The following is a 24,390-nucleotide window of genomic DNA, read 5'->3' as shown; positions in this document are numbered from 1 at the left end:
TAAAAAAGGGTCTCCCCATCAGGGCCGTTTTTCTGATGAGGTGAGCACCATTACTGTTTTTCCAGAGTATGCCGAGGCACTGGAAGGAATTGAAAGCGGTCAGAACCTGCACGTGATCTACTGGATGGACCGTGCTGATTCAGTATCTCTTAAAGTGGTTCCCCATGGTAGAACAGAGAAAAGGGGTGTTTTTTCTACCCGAGCCCCGGTAAGGCCTAATCCAATGGGTTTGTGCCTGGTTAAACTGGTCCAAATACAAGGTAACATTTTAAGGGTCAAGTGGCTGGATGCCCTGGATGGTTCCCCTGTCCTGGATATCAAACCTTTTGTGGAAAAACTGGATTGCCCCTGATTATTTAGTTTTAACAGAAGTTTTAGACAGGAAAATACTCAATAAAGATTTTTAAAAAACTCAATAATGATTTCCCCGTAAATCAATTCCCTATAAAAGTTTTTTGTGGGAATTTAAGTTTTTTTTATAGGCAAATTTTTTTCCAAACCTATTTATTTTCCAAACATACTTATGATTAGTAGTATCAATATAACAGATAGAAATTTTAATGGATTTCACGGGTTCAACTGGAAGATATATAAAGTGAATGATTGTTCTTTTTTAGAATAATTATTTTTAGGGATAGCCTATCGAGTGGGGATAGTCCTTCCCTTAAACTGAAGGTCATCTGATTAGAGGGAGAGGGGAAAATGGACTTTAAATTGGCTACAGAACTCACCAGGGACATTAAAAAAATAAAAGGGGTTTTATCGGTAATTTACCCTGGTGCGGCTGCTTCTAAAACTTTAAAAAATGTTGATCTAGTGGTGGTTCATACTGCCCCGTCAGAATCTAATTTTAGTAGGGTAAATGACCTGGTATCAGGAAAATTCCACATAAAACAGGTAACCCTTGATGAACTTGGCACCAACCCGGAATTCACCGCAGCAATGGAGGGGGAAGGAGTTTTACTCCATGGTAAATCTGTGGATATAACTGCCGAGGGCATGAATCTAAAGTCACGCATCATATTGACCTATGACACCACCAAAATGAACCAGAACGATAGAAATAAACTTAACCGCGCTCTTTATGGGGGTATATCCACTTACAAAAAGGATGGGGAAAGAATTGTTAAGGAATACCCGGGAATAGTTAGCAAAATCAATGCTCAGAAACTGGGTAAAGGAGTTTTAATGGTGGACCGCTTTAATTCATCCCTGGTGACCCAAACCCTTAAAACATTCCAGGCCCAGTGGAAAGAAATTCCAGTATGGACCTATTGATAACTTATCCCCCTTTCAGTCCTTTTCTGTACAATAAATAATATCTCGCAATTATAACCAGAAACACGACTAAAACCAGGAACAAAACAATCAAAGTAACTAAATTCATTTAAAACACCTCAAAATAATTAAATTCATTTAAACACCTTTTTTTTATCTACTTGTGGTAGTAAATAATTGTATCCCTAAGTGATATGTGTATCCATAACTGATATCTTTTTTAGAATGTTGGGATGCCAGTAATGATCAAATGGAGAACTGGATAAAATATTAATCAGTCAGGGATTAAAATATTAACTGTATAATGAATGCTTAACAGTAAAGAAATGAAACTGACCTTGTGGGGGGTGAAATTCACCTGCCATACAAATATTTTAATGAAATTAACTGATTAAAATATCAATGGGGGTAATACAGTTGAAAAAGGTTTTAAAACGGTTTTTAAAGGGGGATTCCCACTCCCTGGACGATGAAACTGTCCAGACTATTTTAAGGGATAAAGATGTCATTGTAAGTCCTGATACTCAAAGGGAGATTAGGATTCCACCGGGACAGCATGAGGATAACAGCTGGCCAGTGTTACATGCTGGGCAAGTGGCTAAGATTGTTCCTGAGAAATGGGAACTTGAAATAGGGGGCCTGGTGGATGAAGAGGTTAAACTCAATTACCAGGAGTTCATGGACTTACCCCGAGTACAGGTCTTCTCAGACATACACTGTGTCACGTCCTGGTCTAAATTAAACAATTTATGGGAGGGAGTGAGCACATCAACCATTAAAGAACTGGTAGGAATACGTCCCGAGGCTAAATATGTTCTGGTGCACGCCCATAAGAATTTCACCACCAACCTTTCCCTGGAGGATTTTTTTGCCCCGGATGTTTTACTGGCCACCCACCACAATGGAAATGCCTTAAGCTCTCCCCATGGAGGGCCGGTGCGCCTGGTTGTCCCCCGCCTGTACTTCTGGAAAAGTGCCAAATGGGTAACTGGACTGGAATTTTTGGCTGAGGATAAACGTGGATTCTGGGAGTCAGCTGGTTATCACAACCATGGAGACCCCTGGAAGGAAGAACGTTACAGCTGGCAGGAGAATTTAGAGTAAGATCTATTTTTTTTAAACCAAAAAAGAAGTTCCAGTCGGGAGATCCAGTTATGAAAGTTTTGTTTGTTGAACCTCCAAAAGTCCTGTGGTTTGTTATGGGTGAATACATGCCACCACCTCTGGGGATACTTCAGTTAGCCGCATATTTAGAGTCAAAAAATGATAAATGGGATATTTCCGTCCTGGATTGTCAGGCTGAAGGTTTGGGCTGGACTAAGTTAGAAAGATACCTGGAGCAGGCTGAAGCCGACGTGGTGGTGGCCAGTGCCCTGGCAACCTGCAACACCTATACTATTCTCCGCACACTGGAAATAGCAAAGAAGGTAAATCCTGAGGTTAAAACTGTGGTGGGAGGCCAACATTTCACCGCTCTAGCTGATGAAAGCCTTAAAATGTATCCAGAAATCGATTTCATAATCCGAGGGGAAGGAGAAGAAACTCTAAACGATTTGGTGAGGAATTTGGACCAAATACTGCCCCTTTCTGGTGTTAAGGGGCTTTCATTTCGACACGGAACAGAGATTATTCACAATCCACCCCGCCCCCTCCTGGAAAATCTTGATGATCTCCCCTTCCCGGGTTACCACCTGGTGGAGGAACATATGGACAAGTATCATTTTAAAATGATGGCCTACTCCGGGGCGGGATATGCCCTGGTGGAGGCTTCACGGGGATGCCCCCATAAATGCACCTTCTGCTCCCAATGGCAGCACTGGCAGGGAAAATGGAGGCCTAAATCCCCAGGAAGAATTGCCGATGAGATGGAGCACATCTATAATGAGTACGGTGTCAGTTTCCTGTGGCTCACCGATGATAACCTGGGCCTGGGAAGCAGAACCAGTGCACTGTGTGATGAACTCATTAGCCGTGGAATTTCCCAGGATATCTCCTGGTTCCTCCAGGCACGGAGTGATGATATTGTAAGGAATCAGGACATCCTTCCTAAAATGAGAAAAGCCGGTAACTACTGGATAATGGCGGGATTGGAACGCCACGACTCCACGGCACTCATTGATTATCACAAGGAGATTAAAGCTTCGGATGCCAAGCTTTCCATGGATTTATTAAAGGAAAACGATATCTTTTCCCAGGCCACGCTCATCACCGGGGATCGCCGTGATTCCCATGAATCCATCCAGGAGTTAAGGGATTTTGTTAACTACGTGGACCCGGACATAGCTATTTTTATGATCCTGACACCATTTCCTGGAACACCCCTCTATGAAGCTGCAGTGAAGCAGGGATGGCTGGAGGATGATAACTGGGCCAACTTTGACATGGTTCATGCCGTTATGCCCACCCAACATCTTTCCACCACCGAAGTCCAGGAAGAATTATACCAGTGTTACCGAAGCTTTTACGGTAGTATGAAGAGGCGAGTTTCTGGATTGTTCTCCCGGAATAAATTTAAAAGACAAACCTATCGTTACATGGCTGGCCAGGGGCTAATGCAATCATTCCGAGACATGTATCAAATTTGAGGGATTCCCTTGGATAAAAAGTTAATGGATCACTATAATTCACGGGATCAGTCCCGTATTCTAACATTTATTTCTTTCATGGGTCTTTTCATCCTGTTAGGATTGTACCTATTCGCCCCGGAACCAGGAACTATTTACTGGTTTCAGAAACCCCTCATATTTACCATATTTGTGGCCATCTGTATTTTGGGAGGGCTGGCTACTGTATACCCTTCTTTCTGTAAAGGGGTGCTGGAATTTAGAAAAGAAGACTTTTCTACAAAAGGCTTCTCTACAAAAGATGATTCTTACCCCATCTGTTTCCAGGGACACCACCCAGACTGTGGTCACTTTGAATCCCACACCTTCCGTATCCATGGAAAAAAATACTGCCCGGGGTGTTCCGGTCTGTTTGTGGGGGTGGTGTTGGCAGTAGCTTTTGTTTTAATCTATTATTTTAAAGGTATGCCTCTCTTATACGGTAATATTTCCTTTGGAATAGGGTGGGTAATGGTTTTTATATCCTTGTTATCCTTAACATTACGGGTAATGGGGACTAGATCAAAATTTACTGCCAATCTATTCCTGGTAGTTGGATCAGCGCTCTTAATCATTGGCCTGAACACATTTAAAGGCAATATACTGGTCGAATGTTATTTCCTTCTTTTAGTAGTATTCTTTATATTGACCCGTACAGTTACTTCTAAAAACAATCATGAAAGGATCTGCCGCAGTTGCCAAAAAACAGGGTGTCTTTATGATTCATATTAATTTTTAGGAGAATTTTGAAAATAAATCTGAGAAAAATTTGAAAACACTTTAAGGAAATTTAAAAATAACTTAAGAAAGTTAGAAAAGAATTAGGGAATATAAAATAACTTTAAGGGGATTAGAAAAGAATTAAAGAAATTTAAAATACTTTACGAAGAATCATGAAAGAAATTAAGGAAATTGGAAAATAAATTTAAGGGAATTATATATATATATATATCTATACAAAATAGGGGTTATATACCTCAATACAAAATAGGAAAATGGTGATTGCACCTATCAATCACCGATAATACTGTATTTATTCCAACAACCACTTATCCAGTGACGATTTATTTACTGCATTTATTTCCTATTTTAAGGGGACTTTTTGGTTCAATGTCTTTATTTTCTCTGGGAGCGGTAAACAGCACCGATCACTATTAACAGTCCAATGATGATGATAAACGCTGGCCAGACATATTGCCAGATGTTGGTAAAACCGGTAAAGGCGGTTACACCCACCAAGATTAATATAACTCCTCCAATGACAGGTCCTATAATGTTTCCATGGGGCAAACCGAAACATTCATTCTTCTGACGGTAGTAACGGTCGTCACGGTGATGTCGGCGCCTTCTATCATAATCAGTTACATCCCGTAATGGTTCTCCACATTTAGAACAAAATTCAGCATCATCTTCATTTTTAGTGCCACAGTTATGACAGTACACCATGGTCAATACCTCCTTATTTTAAACAGGAATATTTCATTTATTTCCCTGCTGCTTTTAAATCAACGTATAATGATATCTATTTCCCACTATTTATATTTGCCAACATTTAATGCTTTAAATTATTCATATTTCATCTGGTCGATGTGATCTTGGAGGATATGTTAAATGTTCATCTTACAGCTCCGTAAACGATTCAAGGCCGCCGCTATCTCGTACTGGCGTGGTCTGGCCAGGTTATGGGGGTTCTTCCTGCCAGGGGGTGCCAGGTAATCAAGTCCATTCCGGTTAATTTCCTCATCCAAGTCATCCAAAACATTTTTCACGGTTACTGAAGAGTTTTTGTGGGGATAATTTCTGGCCAACTGGTAAAGAGCGTAGCTAATGGCTCGTGTTTGGCTGGATTCAACCAGCTGTTCCACCGATGACAGATCAACCATTAAAGCACCAATCATCAATGTGGAAATCCCACGGCTATCAAGTTTCAACCTTTGGCCCTTGTAGGGCTGTATTGATTCTGGACGGGGGTGGCGTTTTTGGTAATGAAATTTCCCTGGTGCTTCTGCTTTACGGTTAATGGGCATTTCCCGGGCAATGTTACGGGCATCCCTGGTTACATCCCGGGGCTGGTAATGGTCCATCATAATCACGGTATCTGCTTCCTGGAAGTAATCCCCTGATCCACCCATAACCAGTACCGTAGACACACCCTGATCATGGTAAAGCTCCCCTACCCGGTCAATGAATGGGGTAATGGGTTCCTTATCCTTGTTAACCAAACGCTGCATCCTTTCATCCCGGATCATGAAGTTGGTAGCTGAAGTGTCTTCATCAAACAGGAGAAGCTTTGAACCAGCTTCCAGGGCCTCAATGATGTTGGCGGCCTGGGATGTGGAACCCGATGCATTTTCCGTGGAAAAATCACTGGTATCCCCGACTCCCGGGGGGTTGTGGATGAAACTGCTGACATCTACCTTTTCAATGCGCCGTCCATCTTCAGCCCTGATTTTAACGGCGTCTTCTCTGGTTATCACTAGTTCCCGACCATCTCCTGGGAGGTGGTTGTACACCCCCAGTTCCACGGCCTGGAGCAGGGTGGATTTTCCATGGTAACCCCCGCCTACAATGAGGGTCACCCCCTCGGGGATTCCCATGCCCTGAACAAGATTTCCATCTGTTGTTTCCAGAGAAACGGTAATAGTATCAGGAGATCTGAATGCCACTGCACGGGGTAATGGTTTAGGGGATATGCCGCTTTCTCGGGGAAGGATAGAACCAGTGGCAATAAAGGCCACCAGTCCCTCCTTCACCAGCTGCTGGCGGATATGTTCTGCATCCTCGTAGCCCTGCACATGCCGTGCTATCTCCCGAGCAGGTAAATTCCCATAAAAACAGGAGCAAGAAACAATTTCAGGTAGTACCCGTGTTAATAGTTTTTGGGCTTCACTTCCCATTATCCTACGGCCACGGGCTGGTAAACCCAGTTCAAAACGTATCTCCAGAACACGGGGGCTGATGTTAACGCAGCTGCGCTCCATGACCTCCTGCCTACCCTGATCTATACGTAAGATTCCACTTTTACCACTACCTTTTCTTCCCTTCACCCTTTTTTCAATACCCTCCGCGAAGGCCCGTGAAATATAATCCTCCAGTGCAATTTTTCGGGTTTTATTCTGGTATAACTCCCGTGGAAATGAATGATCAGGGATTTCAACCCGCAGTAGGGAGGGGCTGGCAAAGGGATCGCGTTGCACATGATCTATAAAAAGTGTAAAATAATTAAAATCATAGCTACCCTTTAAATCCAGGTAAGCCTTGTATCCTCTTCCATCAATCCGATTGAGGATGGAAATTATTTCTTCTCCAATTTTCATCTATTATCCTCTGATTTTCCCTGTTCTTTTGTATTATTGTTAACAATTCTTTGATTATATATTTTTAGGGTTTTTGCACAGTTGCCATCATTCCTTTACATTCTTAAACCGGGTTATTTTGGCCTTAAATTGTTCTTAAAGGAATAGAAACTTTTATCTAATTTAATGTCTTTTAAGGGGAGGGGGCTGTGGTTTTCATTCACCATGGGAAAAAATAGAATCCTTTATTTATACCATCCTTTTTTATATATCTTTAAGAAAGTTATAAAGTACTTACTAAATTGGTAGTAGAGATCATAATAAGCACTTATTATAATCACCGGCTGTTGATTTAGGGAGTTATCATCACTGATTTAGGGAGTCAGAATAATGCCGAAAACTACATTTTTCAACCGTCTACACCGGATCAGAAATTATCTAGCGGGGGATGAAGAAGTCCCCATAATGTACGTTCATGCTTTGGTGGCAATTATTGGTAGTGTCAGTGTTCTTTTAATCATGCAATTCGGGGAACTGCCAATGTCCTCGGTGCAGCACAGTCTCCTGGTGCTGGTGGAGAAGGCATGTGTCATTGTGGTCATTGCCTATGTAATCAGTCGTTTAAGAGTTTTCACCGAAGTACTGGAGGGTAAATTCACTCTTAAAAATCAGGCTATCCTTATCGTTATTTTTGGAGCCATATCCATCTTTGGAACCTATTCCGGGGTGGATGTTTTCGGGGCTATGGCCAATGTACGGGATCTGGGCCCCATGGTGGCCGGACTCATCGGAGGCCCTATAATGGGTTTGGGAGCAGGACTCATCGGTGGCCTCTATCGTTTAAGTTTAGGTGGTTTTACCGCTGTTCCCTGTGCCATCTCCACTATTTTAGCTGGACTTTTAGCTGGGCTGATATTCCTTATCAACAAGCGTCATTTTGTGGGGATATTCTGGGCGGTGGTCTTTGCAGTTTTAATGGAATCCCTGCACATGCTGATTAACCTGGCCATTGCTCAACCGTATTACATGGCCCTGGCTGTGGTGGAGGAGCTCACCATACCTATGATAGTCTCCAATGCCCTGGGAATCTTTATATTTGCATTCATAATATCCAACCAGCTCCGGGAACGGGAGACCATCCGGCAGAGAGATCTCTATTTTGATGAACTGGAAAGAAAAAAACATGAGTTAGAGGTGGCCAACAAAATCCAGAAAAGTTTCCTACCCGAACAACTACCTGTAATTCCAGGTTTTAGTGTTGCAGCCTTCAACATGCCGGCACATGAGGAGGGTGGAGATTTTTATGATTTCATACCTTTATCTGAGGATAAAATTGGCCTGGTGATTGCTGATGTGAGGGGGGAAAGTTTTCCTGCTTCGCTGTTAATGGCACTTTCCAGAACCATATTAAGGGGGGAAGCCAGGAACCAGGATCCTCAAAAACTTATGAGATACCTTAATAACCTCATTGCGGTCGATATTGGTCCTGAAATATTCTTAACTATTTGGTATGGGGAGTTGAACCTTAACGAAAGGTGTTTAACCTATGTGAATGCCGCCCACATTCCACCTATAATATATCGCAATGAAACCAGCCAACTGGAGGAATTGGTTCGTGGGGAAAAATCATTGGGTAGACTGGAAAATATTGAACTGGAAAAAAACCGGGTAAAAATTGAAAAAGAAGACCTTTTAATCTTTTACAACGATGGTATGATTAAAGCATTGGAAGAACCAGGAGTATCTGGTGATGAGGTACTGCGAAGGCTGGTCTCCAGCAAACATGATCTATCCCCCCAGGAACTGGTGGACGAGATAAGATTCAAGGTAATGGATTCAGGTATAAAAAGGGATGATCTGGCCCTGGCTATTTTAAAGGCAGATTAAATCTCTCGTTTTAATCTTCTTTATCATAGTTCATCCTTTAATTCTTTTTAAAATTTCATTTTTTTAATCTTTTTTTCTATCTTTTCTTATCCGATGGATTTACTCTAATAGATTATGTAACCAGGTTTTCCAGGAGGATCTTAAGGCCGATGGCAATTAAAATGGCTCCTCCTAGTATTTCTATCCGGTTTCCCAGGAAGTGACCCATCTTCTTCCCAATGTAACATCCCAGGAAGGATAATCCAAATGTTACCAGGCCTATAATCAGGATGGGCATTAGAATGGGGGTGTTAAGGAATGCGAAGCTTACTCCCACGGCAAAGGCATCTATACTGGTGGCCACCGAAAGAATTAAAATATCTTTCAGGGAAAAAACTTTACAAACATCTTCATCATCTTCTTCCCTTAAACCTTCGTAGATCATTTTTCCTCCAACCAGGAGTAGGAGGAGGAAGGCTATCCACGGGGCCCATACCTCTACCAGGGCTGCTAACTGTTCCCCGGCCAGCCATCCTGCCACGGGCATTAAGGCTTGGAATCCTCCAAAAAATAGGGCAATGATGAAAGCATGTTTGAAATTACATTTTAAGGTCATTCCTCTGGTAATAGATACACTGAAGGCATCCATGGCCAGACCAACTGCCAGGAAAAACATAGAAAAAATATCCATAACTTACTTCATGTACTGTCCAGTATATATGATTATGGTCACTACTTTAGAATTTATGGTCACTACTTTAGGATCTTCACCAGAATAGGGTTTAAATTTTCATTAGGAAACAAATTAGACGTTGTACCGAATTAATTTCACAAGTAATTAAAGAGGGTGTTAGATTGGATCATAGCCAAAACAGAGGTCAGGGAAAAGAAAAATGGGGAAAGAATAAAGAAGAATTATTAGAAAGGGGGTTTGAACTTTTCCAGCGGGGAAGTTACCAGGCAGCTCTCTTATACTTTGATGATGCCTTAGAACTGGACCCGAATAATAGCCAGATATGGGATCTGCGGGGAGTTACCCTTTCCCACCTGGGACTGATGGATGAAGCCCAGGAATCCTTTGAAGTAGCCCTGGATATTAAACCAGATAATGCACAGGCCTGGTCTAACCTGGGAATTTTATATGCATCCCAGGGCCGGTTTGAAGAGGCGGTAAACTCCTTTGATCACTCCCTGGATCTGGAAAAAGCTAATGATGAAGTTTGGAATAATAAAGGATCGGCCTTATTTGGTTTGAAAAAATATAAAGAGGCCTGTGATTCCTTCACTAAAGCCACTGGGATCAATCCCCATAATGCACCCGCCTGGGCGGGTAAGGGATCGGCCCATAACTTCCTGGAAGAATACCCGGAAGCCATCGCTGCCCTGGAACGATTCATTTACCTGGCATCCAGCACTCTTTCACCACAAGTTGAAGAAGCATGGGCCCTGTTATTGGAGTTAAAAATGAAAACAGCAGGCCAAAATAAAGAAGATAGTTTAAAAAGGGAGAAATAATAATCTAAATCACATTAGTTTAAATTTTAACTCATTATTATTTATTAAATTATTAGAACGCAGTTTTTAATAGGTTATGGTGTAAATATAATTTTTATAAAAATAAGGCTGTATAAATAGAAAGCTTCCAGAGATTAAGGGGGTTTGTAGGGGGGAAAAATGGCTTATATCTCTGGAAGCAAGTTTCTGGTTTCAACCAAAAATAGAGTTAAGCGCTAGGTTGAAACCTATATGGGGTTTTAACGTGTGTATATCCCCACTTTATAGTGTACATGAACCTAACTCCAACGTTGTTTCATGTAAAACTTAACATGAGAAATAACACACAATATGAGTGTAGTTACCACACCTTATATAAATGTTTCGGTTAATATCAATAACTAATTGGGATCAATAATCTGGGGGAGAATTTCCTTTAGAATTTCCATATTTTCTTTTCTAAGGGGTATTACCTGTCTTTCATTTTTATAATCAAATTTAAAGCGGGTAATTGGTGATCCATATTCAATATTTGAGATCTCACTTAAAGGGTATACCAGTACCTTACCCGTGCGTTCGGTGCCCCAAAAGTTTTTACGGTACTCAATCAAGGCATCTTTGGTTAATTCCAGGTCAAAGGAATCATCTTCTAAAAATAATACCGTCTGGGTAAGGTCCTTGTCACAGACTAAGCAGTTCAGGGAACCATCGGGGTTGGCCACTCCACATTCCGGGCAGATAAGTGTAAAAAGAACCAGGTCGGGATTAGCATCGGTAAACTCCGGATCATCAGGGTGATAACTCATACTCTAACCTGGTCTCATTTTACTATTAAAATTTTGTTAAACTTTAGGAAAAAAAGAGATGTCCAGAGGAAGGGCGGCGGGGTTCTTCCTCAGGACAGGGTTTTGTTAAGGCGGTGGATAAGGCAAAATCCAGATGAACATCTTGTAGTATTTTTAATCAATATTCATATTTTATGGTAATGTTGTTCATCACCATTATGGATTATTACCTCATAACAATTTAGTTTTCACAAACACTTATAATATTGAAGTTGTTTGGTGATAATAATCACAAATTGCTTTCCAACCAAAATGAATTAACTCAAAACAAGCTATGGACTACAATAAAAGCAGTAATTCCTATATCATGGTGAATAGAGGGGGTGAATAGTCATTTTTCAGCCGCACTAATGTAAATGGGCAAAACTCCTGTCAATTATTACCTATTCGGTTATATAGTCATTTTAAATCTTTTTTTCCCCCGTCGTTATCAGGGTTTATCCTGAGTCAGGAGTCCAGTCAGAAATATCAGTGGCTATACCGATCCGGCGATAAATTTCCTTATTCTGATTTATAACTGGATATGCCCGGACTTTTATTCGACGTTTTTCTCCATCGGGACGTATGACACTGCATTCAATTCCTTCTCTATGGGAGGTGGTTTTACCATTTTTTCCAAAAATGTAGGAGATGAATTTTTCCTGATCACGGGGATGGATGGATTCAATCCAGGAACGAGGGTTCTGATAAAGGTTAGAGATAGATCGTCCCCATATTTTATGGTATGATTGGCTCATGTACAGTATCTGTCCAGTAAGTGGGTCAATAATCCAGAAAACTTCGTCAATATTCTGGGACATTAACTGGAATATATCCTCCCTCATCTTCAATTTAAATTCATCCAGTTTCCTCTGGGTAATATCCCGGATAATGAAGGTGGTATAAACGTTACCTTCTGCTTCCCACGTGTTCAGGGACATTTCAAGTGGAAATTCACTCCCATCTTTCCGCATACCAAATGATTCGAATATATTCCCCACACCCAGGTCATCCTGGTGGAAAAAGTCTAGTTTAACCTGAAACTCTTCCATGTATCGCTGGGGAATGAGGGTGTCTATGTACTGGCCCATTATTTCTTCGGCTCGGTAATCAAAAATTCTTTCTAGGCTGTTGTTGGAAAATATAATCCTTTCTTCACCATCAATGATGATAATGGCATCCACTGCTGTCTGGGCCAGGTTCCGGAACTTTTCTTCACTGGTCTTCAGGGCATACTCCACCCTTTTCCTTTCAGTAATATCATTCAAGACACATATCAAACCGATTATCCGGTTTTTATTATCTTTTATGGCATTAGCCTGCATGTATGCCGGGAAAATCCGACCAGATTCAGTAACCATCTCCAGCTCCCCATCCCATCTGTTACCATTCATAATAGTCTGGTATATGTATCTCCCCAGCTCCAAATCGGCAAATAGCTTCACTGGTCCCAGGGGGATGTTCAGCTCCTCCACTGAATATCCGAATAGTTCGTTAAAGGCCCGGTTCTGATAAAAATTAGCACCATCCGGCATGGCTATGCTAATGGCATCCCCGGCACCTTCAATGCCAGCCAGTATCCGTAATATCTGACGTTCAGTTTTTTTGCGCTCGGTGATATCCCGGGATATGGCCATGATCATCTCCCTTCCCTGCAGGGTGAACACATGATTGCTGATCTCGGTGGTGAGCAGGCCACCTTCTTTGGTAACCTGAATTGCTTCAAATGTGGCTTTTCCCTTGGAATTAATGGTTCTCATGACTTCGTACAGTTTTTCCTTTGTTTCGGGGGTTATGACATCCAGGGGACCCATTTCAAGTAGTTCTTCCTTGCAGTAACCCAGTCTCTGGCAGACCACATCGTTAACTTCATAAAATTTACCGGGAGAACCATCTTCCTCAATCAGATGCAGGGATATTCCATCGTTGGCATTGTTGAACACTTCACGGAACTTCTCTTCACTCTTTTTCAGGGCATTTTCCACCATTTTCATGGGGGTGATATCCCGGGCAATGAGCTGCACTGACCCTACTTCTCCATTTTTCAGGGGCATGGGCTGGATGTTGGTACTGAAAAAATATTCTTTACCTCGGATAATGGATTTATTCTCAAAAATACGGCCCTCACCAGTATCTATAACCTTTTTTATATTGTTCATTTGTAAGTCGGCGATTTCCGGGGGGAAGAGTTCCCACATGGTCTTTCCCTGGAATTTTTCTTCTTCACAGGAAAAGAAGATGGCTGCACTTTTATTCACCAGGGTAAATTTTCCCTGGTAATCAACAATGGCAATGGGATCATCGGCATTTTCAATTAAAATACGGTATTTATTCTCACTTTCGTGGAGAGCCCGTTCCACATTCTTCTTGTAAAAGGCGGTTTGCATTGTTAATATAAATTCGCGGGGTTCAAAAGGTCGTGATAAGTAGATTTCCTTCTGGTTTATCTGGATACCTTCCAAGGTGTTGTTAGAGTTGGAGGTAATAAAAATTAATGGAATATCTAATTCTCTAATTTTTTCTAAAATAGTGTGCAGCTGGATATTATCCTGTAGCTTCTCATCCATTATAACAAGGTCTAATGAAACCGGATCAATGGACTCCGGATAAACCGGGTTATCTTCTGTTTTTACCTTTGAATTTTCGCAGTGTAACTTTTCCCACCCCTGATTTTTCCAGTTAAACACTGTGATGAGAGGGTGATACTGTGGGCGAGGGTCTGGATAATTTTACCAGTCTCAGAATCATCTGTCATGGCGAGAATTAGGATTGGTTCCGGCATGATAATTACCAGTTTTTGTTGGTTTTCCTACATGTTATTAATTACTAATGGGGAAAAAATGGAAAGTTATAATAACCAAAAATAATCACATCCACATAATTATTACTTTCCTAAGATATTATTTTTGCTTAAACTAATAATAATGGCGCGGGAATATTAACCTGGTTCAAATTAATACTCTTTCTTTGGTTCATTTTCTCCAGTCCCTATAAATGAAATCATAGGGTTTTATATTCTACTTCTTTTAAAATAAATTCTAAATTTCACTCATTTTAATAATACACTCAGAAGGGTTACTATATTTACAGGCAATGATAACATGGCGAGTACAAACAATTACGTGGTTGACCTCCAGGAGGAAGATAGGGCCATTGAAAAAATTGGGGGCAAAGCACTTAACCTGTGCAAGATGTCATCCGCCGGGTTTAAAGTCCCCTATGCATTCGTGGTTTCCGTGGATGCCTACGATTATTTTATTAAAAAAGAATTAGAATCAGAGATATCCCAAATACTAAATTCTATTGATTTTAACAGTGAAAAATCCATAGCTAGGGGATGCTCTTCCATAAAAGACATTATAACCAGTGGAACGTTGCCTACCAATTTAAGGGAAGAAATCCAGCAGAAAATAGAAGATCTTCCCCCGGGATACTATGCAGTGCGGTCCTCGGCAGTGGCCGAAGACCTTCCAGATGCCAGTTTCGCCGGGCAACTGGACAGTTTCTTAAACACGGCCCGGGAAAATATTTTAGAGAGAGTAGTTGATTGCTGGGCATCCTACTGGAATGATCGTGCAGTTAAATACCGTCATGATTCATCCATTGGACATTTAGACACTGAACTAGCTGCGGCGGGGATAGCGGTGGTGGTGCAGAGGATGGTTAACGCCGATATTAGTGGGGTGATGTTTACTGCCAATCCAGTCAACGGAAGCAATGACATAGTTATTGAATCCACGTGGGGCCTTGGTGAAGCAATAGTCTCGGGGATAGTTTCACCAGATTCCTTTGTTCTGGGAAGAGAGGGCAATCTACTTGAAAAAAACATACAATCAAAGGACCAGGGATATTTCCTTAAAAATGGTGAAAACAGGTTAATACCCATTCCTGAAGAAAAACAAAAAAAATCAAGCCTCAATACAGAAATACTTAAAAAATTACTGGCTAAGGGAGTGGAACTGGAGGAATTTTTCGGTGTACCCCAGGATATTGAATGGGCATTGGAATGTGGGGAAAAGGAAGCCCAGATATATATACTGCAGTCACGTCCCGTTACCACCCTCACCGGTGAGGGGGATGATATTTTGTGGACCCGGGCCTATGGAGATGAGTATTGGGCGGATGCCACCACCCCTCTCTTCTACGATGTCATGGGGAAAATGCTCACTGACTACGTGAACCATGAGGGTGCCCGGATAATGGGTTATAAAGAAATCACCGACACTGAACTTCTGAAACTCCATAAATCGAGGGTTTACTTCAATAGTTGGGTTTTGGAAAAGGCTTTTTCCTACTATCCTAAATTCGCCCGGTCCCAGGAACTGTTGAATTACTTCCCCCTGGAGGATCAAAAAAGAATATCCCAGTACCCCTCCATACTGCATAAAACCCTCCTTTCCCAGATTTTAATAGCCATCCGCGACCCAGACGGAATGATGCACCGCACAGATAAGGCCTACCGGAAATGGGCCCAGGGATTCATTCATAAGTGTTCATCCTTCGATGAAACTAACCTGGAAAAACTCACTGACCAGGAACTACTCACCCTCTACATGGATATAGAACAGTCCGGTATCAAACATTACCAGTTGATACGATACGGCATGGTCTCTCATTCCATAGCCACCAACCTCATGGTTAAGAACTGGCTGGTGAAATGGCTGGATGATGTGGATGGCTCCCTCTACGCGGGGTTGATCTCGGGGTTGGATGATAACAAAACAGTGGAGATGAACATCAGCCTTTCAGATCTGGCCCAAATTTTAAGAAAAGACCAGGATTTACTGCAGAAAATCAATGTCATTGACGATTTGGGCTCCTTGAGTAATTCTGATGTTGAAGATTTAATTTCCTCTAATCCATCCTTTAAAAAAGAATTCCACCAATTTATCACTGATTACGGGCACCGTTCCAACACCCGGGAAATATTGTACCCCCGTTGGAGGGAAGATCAGGCCTATGTACTGAGTGTCATCAAACTCCTCTCTTCATCTGACCTTGATCTTCGCAAAAAGGAACTGGAAAGCCGTGAACATAGATTTAAAACGGAAAAAGAAGTATTAATGAGGATTAAAAAGGTGAGAGGTGGGTTTTTAAAGGCCAAACTTTTCTTCACAGTCTTGAAACTGGCCCAGACCTATCTGACCTTCCGTGAAAATCAGAGGTTCTACCTGGATCACCTGCTTTTCCGCCAGAGACTTATGCTCCTGGACTTCGGTCGCAGATTAAAGGAGAAAGGAGTCCTTGATGCGGGGGAGGATGTATTCTTCATATATGAAAAGGAATTATTCCAGTTTTTCTCCATAGATAACCCGGGAGTACAGGGAAGTGTTACTTCCCAGTTAGTAGATGATTCCCAGTTAAGGGATGAGATTCTAGAAAGGAAAAGAGAATTCTACCGGTACCAGTGGTCATTACCACCAAAATTCTTGAAAAACGGGATTGAATTTGATGATACAGTTACGGAATACGATGCCAGTGCAGTTTACGGTGCAGCAGCCAGTCCGGGTATATTCCAGGGAGTGGCCCGGGTGGTGGAATCCATTGAAGGTTTATCTCACCTGGAAGATGGTGAAATTCTCATAACCAGTAACACTGACCCGGCCTGGACAGCGGTATTCTCCAAGATAGGGGGTCTAGTCACTGAAACCGGAGGAATCCTATCTCACGGTGCAGTCATATCCCGTGAATACCGAATTCCTGCCGTAACTGCAGTAAAAGGAGCCACTAAAATTTTTAAAACCGGGGAAAGGTTAATAGTGGATGGTAACGATGGAGTGGTATACAAAAAGGAATAGAATGGGAAATTAAAGCGGTGAAAAAAGAATTGAAATGATTTTTTAAAATCAGGGACTGATTTGTCTTCTCCTAAATGAGAACTTATAAGTGAATATTTAAAATTTAAATGAATATCAGAAAATCTGTGGAAGGGTTGATAGTTATGGATGGTCAGGAAGAACTGAAAAACCACGAAGAATGGAATGAAAGCTACTATTTTAATTTTTATGACAGGAAAAATCAGGTAACTGCCTTCATGAGGATAGGGAACAAGGTCAATAAAAATGAAAAGTCAATGTTCTTCTTTTTAATGACCCCCCAGCAGACAGCAGGGATTAAGCTGGAAACACCCTGTGATGATAAACCCTTAAGCATTGCTGGGTTAGAGTACCAGGAGCTTGGACCAGGGAAATGGAATCTCCAATTCAATGGTTCTATCTTTAATCCACTGGAAAAGGTCCCCACCGAGTTCAAGGTTAAGATGGATGTGACCTGGCAAGCTCTAAACCCGGTTATGGATTACGTGGACTGTGTGGATGAAAAACAGGCTGAAATGTCCTCCAATGTGGCCTCCGAACACTATGAACAGTTCGGAAGAGCACAGGGTATAATCGAGATTGATGGTGAATCATTCCCGGTTGAAAAGGCACTGGGTGAAAGAGATTTAAGCCGTGGTGTAAGGGAATGGGGATCCCCCAAGATGTGGATGTGGATTAACAGTGAATTCTCAACGGAAGAGGCCTTTAACGTGACCAAACTCTCCACTGATGAAGGGGATGTGGACGCCGGATATTTCTACACGAACTCCGCCAACCAGCCACTGGTAAAATCAGATATAGATGTAAAGTTCAACCAGGGAATCCCCTCTAGATTCAGTATGGTTCTGTACGATAAACAGGGATCACAGTACCCGGTGGAGGGGGAAGTGGTTAGAATGGGGATGGTACCCGTGGATGAGCAGATGATCCTCATAGAAACACTCTCCAAATACCAGTGGGAAGGTAAGGAAGGTTATGGTATAGCGGAGTTTCTGGTTCCTAAACCCTAAGAGGGACTATTTTATCATATTTATTTTAGTTAATGTTTATCACACCCGTTATTTTTTTAAAGTATTATGATGGCTAATTTGAATCTTAGACATATTGTATGCACTTAATAAATTGTACAGTTTATATAATAGTTGATTTTGCAATGAGTTGAAAAATGTATGTTATCAAAAATTAGTTCCATGGGATTAGTAGTACTTATTGTTCTTTTTGTTGTGTTTCTTTCAGGATGTACCTTATTTGATGATGTAAAAGAAACGGAATCTGATGGTGTTAACCATTTTGAGGGTAAAGGCATATCTTTTAGTGCCCCAAATACTTGGCATTCAGGTCAAGTGAAAAATGAATCCTCTGATTACTTGTTTACAATAGGGAGAGGAACAGGTCAAAATATTGATTTTATTAGTTTTCATAAGGGTTATTCCAATAAAACATTATCTGAACAGTTTAGTTCTTATAGAAAAGGAATTATAAATGATAATTTCACCATATATTCTGAAAAAGAACTTACTGTAGATGGTCTTCCTGCATATCAAATCACAACCCTTAACGTAGAGAATATACCACTAGTAACAACAGGCTTTATAAAAAATGGAATTTTATATACTATTTATGCTATTCCCAGTACCGGTAAAAATCTTACCAGCATTGAACCCGACCTTGAAATGATACTAAACACTTTCCATGCAACATAACAAATTAAGAGGCATTATCCTTATTTCTCCTTTTTAACCTGTTAGTCTATATTCTGATACCCTACTCCTAATATTCATTTTTGTATCATTTTATGAATATGGCGCGAGTCCATTGCTAATCAAAGGAGATTAGTTTGTATTGGAATGTTATCTTCTCATCTTTCAAAAAGCACACTTCAACAGTAAAAGTTTTGAATTTTTTTACGACAATTTTAATTTCTTAACTTATTTCGTTATAGAATCGTTTAACGAAGTCCTGGCTGGTTTGTTCCACAGCAGATCACCATTAAAAAAAATACGTGGAATACCAAATCATAAATATCTAGTTAAATATCAATAAAATATTAGAAATTGATTTTTAGGGAGGAATTAAGGTAAAGGGTAATTACCGTATTTTCAGGGAAATATTTGATAAATCCCCCATTGGAATGCTTTATCATAATAAAGAGGGGAAATTATTGGATATAAATCTAGTTGCTTTAGAATTATTGGGAATTTCCCAGTTAGAAGGTTTACCGGATATAAATCTATTCAACAACCCGATTATTCCCTGTAAAAAGGATGAAATCACCGAAGAAGGTGTGACAGAATTCCAGATTAAGGTGGATTTTTCTAATGTACCCGATTATATTTCCCTGGCCCAGAATTCTGTACTTTTAAAAGTAACAGTGTCTAATATTGATTCTGGTTATCTGGTGCAAGTCCAGGAATCATATTCCCCGAAAGAAGCAGAGGAACTTCTCAGCACCGAAGAAAGGTACAGAAGTTTTTTCGAGGAGGATCTAACTGGAGATTTTATTGCCACACCGGAAGGTGAATTAATAGAATGCAACCCTGCTTTTGCCGAGATTTATGGTTTTATCAGTCCTGAAGAAGCTTCTAAATCTAACATAGTGGATTTTAACCCTGCAGACTGGAAGGATTTAATAAGGCATCTGGAAACCAGGCATAAAATTAAGGGCCGCCAAACCACCCACCGGCGACAGGATGGAACGGAAATTCACATTGTCAGTAATGTTGTGGCCCGGGTGGATGAAAATGGCCAAATAACCCAGGTTAAGGGTTATGTTTTCGATGATACCGAACGTAAAGAAGCTGAAGAGGCTTTAAAACGCAGTGAAGAGAAGTATCATCGTCTTTTTGACGAGGATTTAACTGGAGATTTCATTGCCACTGTTGAGGGGGAGATTTTAGAATGTAACCCTGCTTTTGCGGAGATTTACGGGTTTAGCACAGTTGAAGATGCACTGAAATGGAATATATCTCATTCAAACCCATTTGACTGGCCTTACATGGTTACTCGCCTTAAAAACGAAGGTAAAATTTTGGGATTTCAAAGCTGGCAGCGAAGATCCGATGTTATGAGGATCCATGTGGTGGCTAACATGGTGGGTATATTCAATGACTCCGGAGATCTCACCCAGGTCAAGGGTTACATATTCAATGATACTGAACGTAAACAGGCTGAAGATAGACTGGAAAGTGGTAAAAAGCAGATTACTCATATTTTAGATAGTATTCAGGATGGGTTTATGGCTCTGGATAATCTGTGGAATTTCATATACGTGAACCGTTGTGCTGCAGATTACCTGGGAATTGATGCCGATGATCTTTTGGGCAGAAACATATGGGATCGTTTGCCTGATTTTGTGGGAACCATCTATGAGACTTCATTCCGTGAGGCCATGAATCAACAAAAAGTTCTTCATTTTAAAGCCCCCGGAATTCACAAAAGGAGCAATTGCTTTGATTTTAGTGTTTATCCTTCATCAGAGGGAATTTCTATTTATTGGAGAGATATTACTAAGTAAAACTAGTTCTTACAGTTAAGGCCATGTATTTTAAAATTCTTCTTCAAATTTCATTTCCCTAAAGGTAATGTTAAATAATGTTCCGTTGTCCTGTTTTAAATCAACCAAACCCCCTAGTTGGGCAGCTAATTTATTAACGAACCACATACTCAGGGTCTTGTCCTGAAGGTTAAAACTTTCCAGGAGAACTGGTGCATTATCGTAAACTGTCATTAAAAAAGATTCACCTTGGGGGATGATTTTAACGGTAATCTTATCCATTTCCCTGAAACTTTCCCCCTCACTGTCTTCAGAGGAAGTTGATTGCAGGTTGCGCCTTATGGAACTGGTTACCAGTTCATTGATCATCAGTCCACAGGGAATGGCAGTGTTGATATTCAGCATAACCTTGGCGTTTACTCTTACATTAACCCGGTTGTTATCCACTCCATATATTCTAAACAGGTCTATTACTAAACTTTTAATGAAATTTTCCATGTTAATGTTAGTTAAATCCTTTGATCGATACAGTTTATCATGTATTCGTGTCATGGAATTGACATGATTCTGGATCTCCTTAAATAACTCCAGTGAGGGGTCATGATCAATGTAATATGATTGGAAGTGTATCATGGCACGTATTATCTGCAAATCACTCTTTATTCGGTGTTGAATTTCCCTGAGGAGTACTTCCTTCTCTTCCAGGGCTTCCAACAACTTTTTTTGTAATTTTATCTCTTTGGTGACATCTTCAAAGGACTGCACTGCACCGATTACATCACCTTTAAAATCTTTAATGGCCATGGCTGTGAAATGCAACCATTTACCCTTCTTTCCCATCCTGGGGAAAAAGGCCACTGCTTCACAGGAATTCCCCAAACCCTTGGATTCACTCTTTCCCTGATATTTAAGCATAAATTTGGAACCATCTTCAGTTCCATACCATTTGGGGATATCCTCTAAACGTCCATTAACTATAAAATCAGCCATACATGGTCTTCGAGTATTGTAAAATACTTTCCATTGCTTATTTGTGCCTAAAATATTGTCAGCCGTGATATTACTCAGTTCTTCCAGTGCCTGGTTCCAGTAAACGATTTTATGGTCCTGGTTTATGATGAACTGGGGAGCAGACGAAGTATTGATTATATCATTTAAATTTACCTTAGTTTTTGCCAGTAATGCCTTTAATCCGGCTTTATCTATGTTTTCACCTAACCCTGTATTTGGGTTTGTGGGTGCTGACTTCTTTTTTAACATGTTAATCATCCTTTATCCGCTGATTAAAAAAATAAAATAGGTAGAACGTTATTCTACCTTAAATGGGGTTATCCGATCACTGGACTTGCAAGGGGAGTCAATAGTAGTATAATTGTTATTATTATCCCAATTACAATTAATGGTACTCCTGCTTTTAGTATCTCCTTAATTTTCACGTACCCTGTTCCGTAGGCCATGGCCACTGTTGGATCAGCCATTGGAAGCATGAATGATAGTGAACAGGCTATTGCTACTGGTACGGCGTATTGTCCTACAGGTAATCCTTGGGTTTGTGCCAGGGTAACTGACAGTGGAACTAGTATTGCGGCCAGGGCAATATTGGACATTACTTGGGTTATACAGACGGCAATTATCATCAGAACCACCATGATCAGGATGGTTGATGGATTACTTCCTAAAACACTTACAATATCCGTTATAAGCCATTCTGCTGCTCCAGTATTCAGTAATGCCGCTCCAAGGCTTAATGCTCCTCCGAAGAAGACAATTAATCCCCAGTCAACACCGTTCTGCGCATCTCTCCAGTCAAGCACTTTGAAAACAAAGAAAAGCACAGCACCGATTAAAGCAACTGAATAACTGTTAAGTCCAGTCCAACTTGCAGTGACCCACAGGGCGATGGTAAATAGGAGTATACCTAAGGAAATTTTTTCCACACGTTTCATGGGTCCTAATGATTCCAATTTATTGGAGATGGTCTTATTCCCACCTACTATTCCGCTTACTTCTGGTTTGAATACTCTACTTAAGAGTTTCCAGATAATAAGCATCATAATAATAGCCAGTGGGAATCCAAATACCATCCAGTTGGCAAAGGGGATGTGGGTGTAGGCTGCGGCCATCAGGTTGGGAGCCGTACCTATTTCCGTTCCAAATCCACCGGCCAGTGAACCGTAGGATGCACCAAGTACCATGGCTTTTGCAAAGTTACTTTTACCCTTTTCCGGGTCGTCAACACCCATTAAGGGGATGATTTCCTTGATAATAGGGAGTAGCATGGCAAAAGCCACCACATTTTCGATCCAGGCAGATAAAATACCAGTGGAGAATACCGCCACAAAGATACTTCTATCGGGGCTGGTACCGAACTTGTTTAACATGGTATAGGTTAAACGTGTGGCTAAACCGCTTTTACGGATAGCCTCGGCAATGATAAAACCACCTATCATTAAGAAAATGATGGGATTGGCAAAACCAATTACAGCACTATCAAAACTTTCAACACCGATTATGGGCTGTATAAAAAGTATTATTAAGGAAGTAACAGCGAGATGTACTGTTTCAGTGGCCCACATTATCACGGCAAAAACAAGTAAGGCAATTGCTGCATGTCCAGGATAGCTTAAACCTTGCATGGGAATTAACATTATCACTATAAAAGCAATGATGGCCAGGGGCATTCCCATAACTTTTAAGTTTATATTCGTTTTTAAGCCTCCCTTTATTTTATTTTAACAGGTAACCTAAAATCTTAACCTAATATATACTTATTTTATAATGTTTAATCATTATTAATACTTTTTGTCTGGCTAACATTAATATCAAGGATATAGTAATACTTGTTTTAAACAAGCAGGCTAATATATTCAGTAATTCTCATAGGAAATTAATTCTAATAGGAAAATAGTGGATATTGGATTGAGGTCAACTGGTTTATTGGTAGTGATGAATAAAGTAAAGATACATTTTCATGATAGAATGGAAGGTGATGAGAATGAACTGGAATTTATGGGCAGTTATTTTATCAATACTAGTAGTGATTATTGGTTTGTACGAGATTTTTGCTTTGGGAGAATACACCTGGACCAACTATCTCAGCACATTCCTTTTCGCCGTGGTAGTGGTGTTAATTTTAAATAGCATGAATAAAACACAGTAATTTTTGATTTAGATTGAAATATTTTATTTTTATACTAAAATAAGTTTTGTAACTAAAATAAGATGAAGGTAGTTTAACCCTCATCTTAGGTATTTGGACAGTTGGTACCGTCACAGTTTCCAGTACCGGCGTTGCCATTTCCCTGGCCATACTGGTACTGGTGGCTTTGATCACAGTTTCCAGTTCCTGCTGCACAGTTCTTCTGACCGTACTGGTATTGATGCTGATTTCCATCACCAGCAGAGTCACAGGATCCCTGGCACTGATTCTGGTTGCCATTACAGTTCTGTCCCTGACTCTGGTCGGTGGTCGTGGTGCTGTTGTCAGTATCATTCAATGCAAAGGCGGGAACCATGCTGACCATCATCACCAGTGCACAGATCAGTGCTGCTTTTTTTGGTATTTTCACCATATTTTTCACCTCCGTGGTGTTGTGCATTAGAGTATCTCCTGGTAAGATAAATGATTATTCCAAGTTAATGCCCAGATCTTACCCATTTTGCACTATATGAATGCTCACATTTTAATACCAAACATTGTTGATCCTTTTATTTTATAAA

General features: G+C 40.7%; 21 protein-coding genes. 12 read left to right on the top strand and 9 right to left on the bottom strand.

What is annotated here, in order from left to right; genetic code table 11:
* The 5 genes from tsaA to QC759_RS08750 form a co-directional block, all read left to right on the top strand.
* Positions 1 to 352, top strand: a 352-nt coding sequence (gene tsaA / locus QC759_RS08770) for a tRNA (N6-threonylcarbamoyladenosine(37)-N6)-methyltransferase TrmO (protein WP_279845565.1), incomplete at its 5' end; no start/stop codon positions are given.
* Between the two features lie 350 nt (positions 353 to 702).
* Positions 703 to 1,278 (top strand): hypothetical protein, encoded by a 576-nt coding sequence (locus QC759_RS08765; protein WP_048073138.1) that lies wholly within the window; start codon positions 703 to 705, stop codon positions 1,276 to 1,278.
* A gap of 417 nt (positions 1,279 to 1,695) precedes the next feature.
* On the top strand, positions 1,696 to 2,382 hold the full coding sequence (locus QC759_RS08760; protein WP_052399965.1) for a sulfite oxidase-like oxidoreductase: 687 nt from the start codon (positions 1,696 to 1,698) through the stop codon (positions 2,380 to 2,382).
* 50 nt (positions 2,383 to 2,432) lie between these two features.
* Positions 2,433 to 3,863: a B12-binding domain-containing radical SAM protein gene (locus tag QC759_RS08755; protein ID WP_048073139.1), complete on the top strand. Its 1,431-nt coding sequence runs from the start codon at positions 2,433 to 2,435 to the stop codon at positions 3,861 to 3,863.
* Positions 3,864 to 3,872: 9 nt separating this feature from the next.
* A complete protein-coding gene (locus QC759_RS08750) occupies positions 3,873 to 4,613 on the top strand; it encodes a hypothetical protein (RefSeq protein WP_052659980.1) in 741 nt (246 codons plus the stop codon).
* A gap of 384 nt (positions 4,614 to 4,997) precedes the next feature.
* Here the strand turns inward: QC759_RS08750 and QC759_RS08745 are convergent, their stop codons facing one another.
* Positions 4,998 to 5,327 carry a zinc-ribbon domain-containing protein gene (locus QC759_RS08745; RefSeq protein ID WP_048073140.1) on the bottom strand — a complete coding sequence of 110 codons (330 nt, stop codon included), beginning with the start codon at positions 5,325 to 5,327 and terminating at the stop codon, positions 4,998 to 5,000.
* 161 nt (positions 5,328 to 5,488) lie between these two features.
* Positions 5,489 to 7,198 carry an ABC-ATPase domain-containing protein gene (locus QC759_RS08740; RefSeq protein WP_048073141.1) on the bottom strand — a complete coding sequence of 570 codons (1,710 nt, stop codon included), beginning with the start codon at positions 7,196 to 7,198 and terminating at the stop codon, positions 5,489 to 5,491.
* Between the two features lie 369 nt (positions 7,199 to 7,567).
* On the opposite strand from QC759_RS08740, the gene QC759_RS08735 reads away from it, so the two are divergent.
* Positions 7,568 to 9,064: a PP2C family protein-serine/threonine phosphatase gene (locus tag QC759_RS08735; protein ID WP_052659981.1), complete on the top strand. Its 1,497-nt coding sequence runs from the start codon at positions 7,568 to 7,570 to the stop codon at positions 9,062 to 9,064.
* 112 nt (positions 9,065 to 9,176) lie between these two features.
* Here the strand turns inward: QC759_RS08735 and QC759_RS08730 are convergent, their stop codons facing one another.
* On the bottom strand, positions 9,177 to 9,734 hold the full coding sequence (locus tag QC759_RS08730) for a manganese efflux pump MntP (RefSeq protein ID WP_048073142.1): 558 nt from the start codon (positions 9,732 to 9,734) through the stop codon (positions 9,177 to 9,179).
* A 164-nt stretch (positions 9,735 to 9,898) separates the two neighbouring features.
* On the opposite strand from QC759_RS08730, the gene QC759_RS08725 reads away from it, so the two are divergent.
* Positions 9,899 to 10,558: a tetratricopeptide repeat protein gene (locus tag QC759_RS08725; protein ID WP_048073143.1), complete on the top strand. Its 660-nt coding sequence runs from the start codon at positions 9,899 to 9,901 to the stop codon at positions 10,556 to 10,558.
* A 380-nt stretch (positions 10,559 to 10,938) separates the two neighbouring features.
* Here the strand turns inward: QC759_RS08725 and QC759_RS08720 are convergent, their stop codons facing one another.
* The 3 genes from QC759_RS08720 to QC759_RS08710 all read right to left on the bottom strand — a co-directional run bounded on the left by QC759_RS08720 (position 10,939) and on the right by QC759_RS08710 (position 14,143).
* Positions 10,939 to 11,343: a hypothetical protein gene (locus tag QC759_RS08720; RefSeq protein WP_048073144.1), complete on the bottom strand. Its 405-nt coding sequence runs from the start codon at positions 11,341 to 11,343 to the stop codon at positions 10,939 to 10,941.
* A 476-nt stretch (positions 11,344 to 11,819) separates the two neighbouring features.
* A complete protein-coding gene (locus QC759_RS08715; protein ID WP_276700213.1) occupies positions 11,820 to 13,928 on the bottom strand; it encodes a PAS domain S-box protein in 2,109 nt (702 codons plus the stop codon).
* A 62-nt stretch (positions 13,929 to 13,990) separates the two neighbouring features.
* Positions 13,991 to 14,143 (bottom strand): hypothetical protein, encoded by a 153-nt coding sequence (locus QC759_RS08710; protein ID WP_243687306.1) that lies wholly within the window; start codon positions 14,141 to 14,143, stop codon positions 13,991 to 13,993.
* Positions 14,144 to 14,462: 319 nt separating this feature from the next.
* On the opposite strand from QC759_RS08710, the gene QC759_RS08705 reads away from it, so the two are divergent.
* From QC759_RS08705 to QC759_RS08690, 4 genes are all read left to right on the top strand, one after another.
* Complete coding sequence (locus QC759_RS08705; protein ID WP_048073146.1) at positions 14,463 to 17,159, top strand: PEP/pyruvate-binding domain-containing protein; 2,697 nt, start codon at positions 14,463 to 14,465, stop codon at positions 17,157 to 17,159.
* Positions 17,160 to 17,266: 107 nt separating this feature from the next.
* On the top strand, positions 17,267 to 18,187 hold the full coding sequence (locus QC759_RS08700) for a DUF7065 domain-containing protein (RefSeq protein WP_279845557.1): 921 nt from the start codon (positions 17,267 to 17,269) through the stop codon (positions 18,185 to 18,187).
* Positions 18,188 to 18,346: 159 nt separating this feature from the next.
* The gene (locus QC759_RS08695; RefSeq protein WP_048073147.1) at positions 18,347 to 18,880 is read left to right on the top strand and encodes a PsbP-related protein; all 534 of its coding nucleotides are present in this window, start codon (positions 18,347 to 18,349) and stop codon (positions 18,878 to 18,880) included.
* Positions 18,881 to 19,248: 368 nt separating this feature from the next.
* Entirely contained in the window at positions 19,249 to 20,691 is a 1,443-nt protein-coding gene (locus QC759_RS08690) for a PAS domain S-box protein (protein ID WP_341776979.1), read from the top strand.
* Positions 20,692 to 20,721: 30 nt separating this feature from the next.
* On the opposite strand, the gene QC759_RS08685 is transcribed toward QC759_RS08690, so the two are convergent.
* Together QC759_RS08685 and QC759_RS08680 are read right to left on the bottom strand one after the other, a co-directional pair.
* Positions 20,722 to 21,930 (bottom strand): PAS domain-containing sensor histidine kinase, encoded by a 1,209-nt coding sequence (locus QC759_RS08685; protein WP_048073778.1) that lies wholly within the window; start codon positions 21,928 to 21,930, stop codon positions 20,722 to 20,724.
* A gap of 68 nt (positions 21,931 to 21,998) precedes the next feature.
* The gene (locus QC759_RS08680; protein WP_048073777.1) at positions 21,999 to 23,351 is read right to left on the bottom strand and encodes a DASS family sodium-coupled anion symporter; all 1,353 of its coding nucleotides are present in this window, start codon (positions 23,349 to 23,351) and stop codon (positions 21,999 to 22,001) included.
* Between the two features lie 314 nt (positions 23,352 to 23,665).
* On the opposite strand from QC759_RS08680, the gene QC759_RS08675 reads away from it, so the two are divergent.
* The gene (locus tag QC759_RS08675; RefSeq protein ID WP_156104974.1) at positions 23,666 to 23,830 is read left to right on the top strand and encodes a hypothetical protein; all 165 of its coding nucleotides are present in this window, start codon (positions 23,666 to 23,668) and stop codon (positions 23,828 to 23,830) included.
* An 85-nt stretch (positions 23,831 to 23,915) separates the two neighbouring features.
* On the opposite strand, the gene QC759_RS08670 is transcribed toward QC759_RS08675, so the two are convergent.
* Complete coding sequence (locus tag QC759_RS08670) at positions 23,916 to 24,269, bottom strand: hypothetical protein (protein ID WP_231863013.1); 354 nt, start codon at positions 24,267 to 24,269, stop codon at positions 23,916 to 23,918.
* Positions 24,270 to 24,390 lie beyond the last annotated feature (121 nt).

Source organism: Methanobacterium formicicum (assembly GCF_029848115.1).
In the GTDB taxonomy this organism is placed as follows: domain Archaea; phylum Methanobacteriota; class Methanobacteria; order Methanobacteriales; family Methanobacteriaceae; genus Methanobacterium; species Methanobacterium formicicum.
Note: the sequence above shows the minus strand (reverse complement) of the source record. Positions and strands in the feature narration are given on the sequence as shown.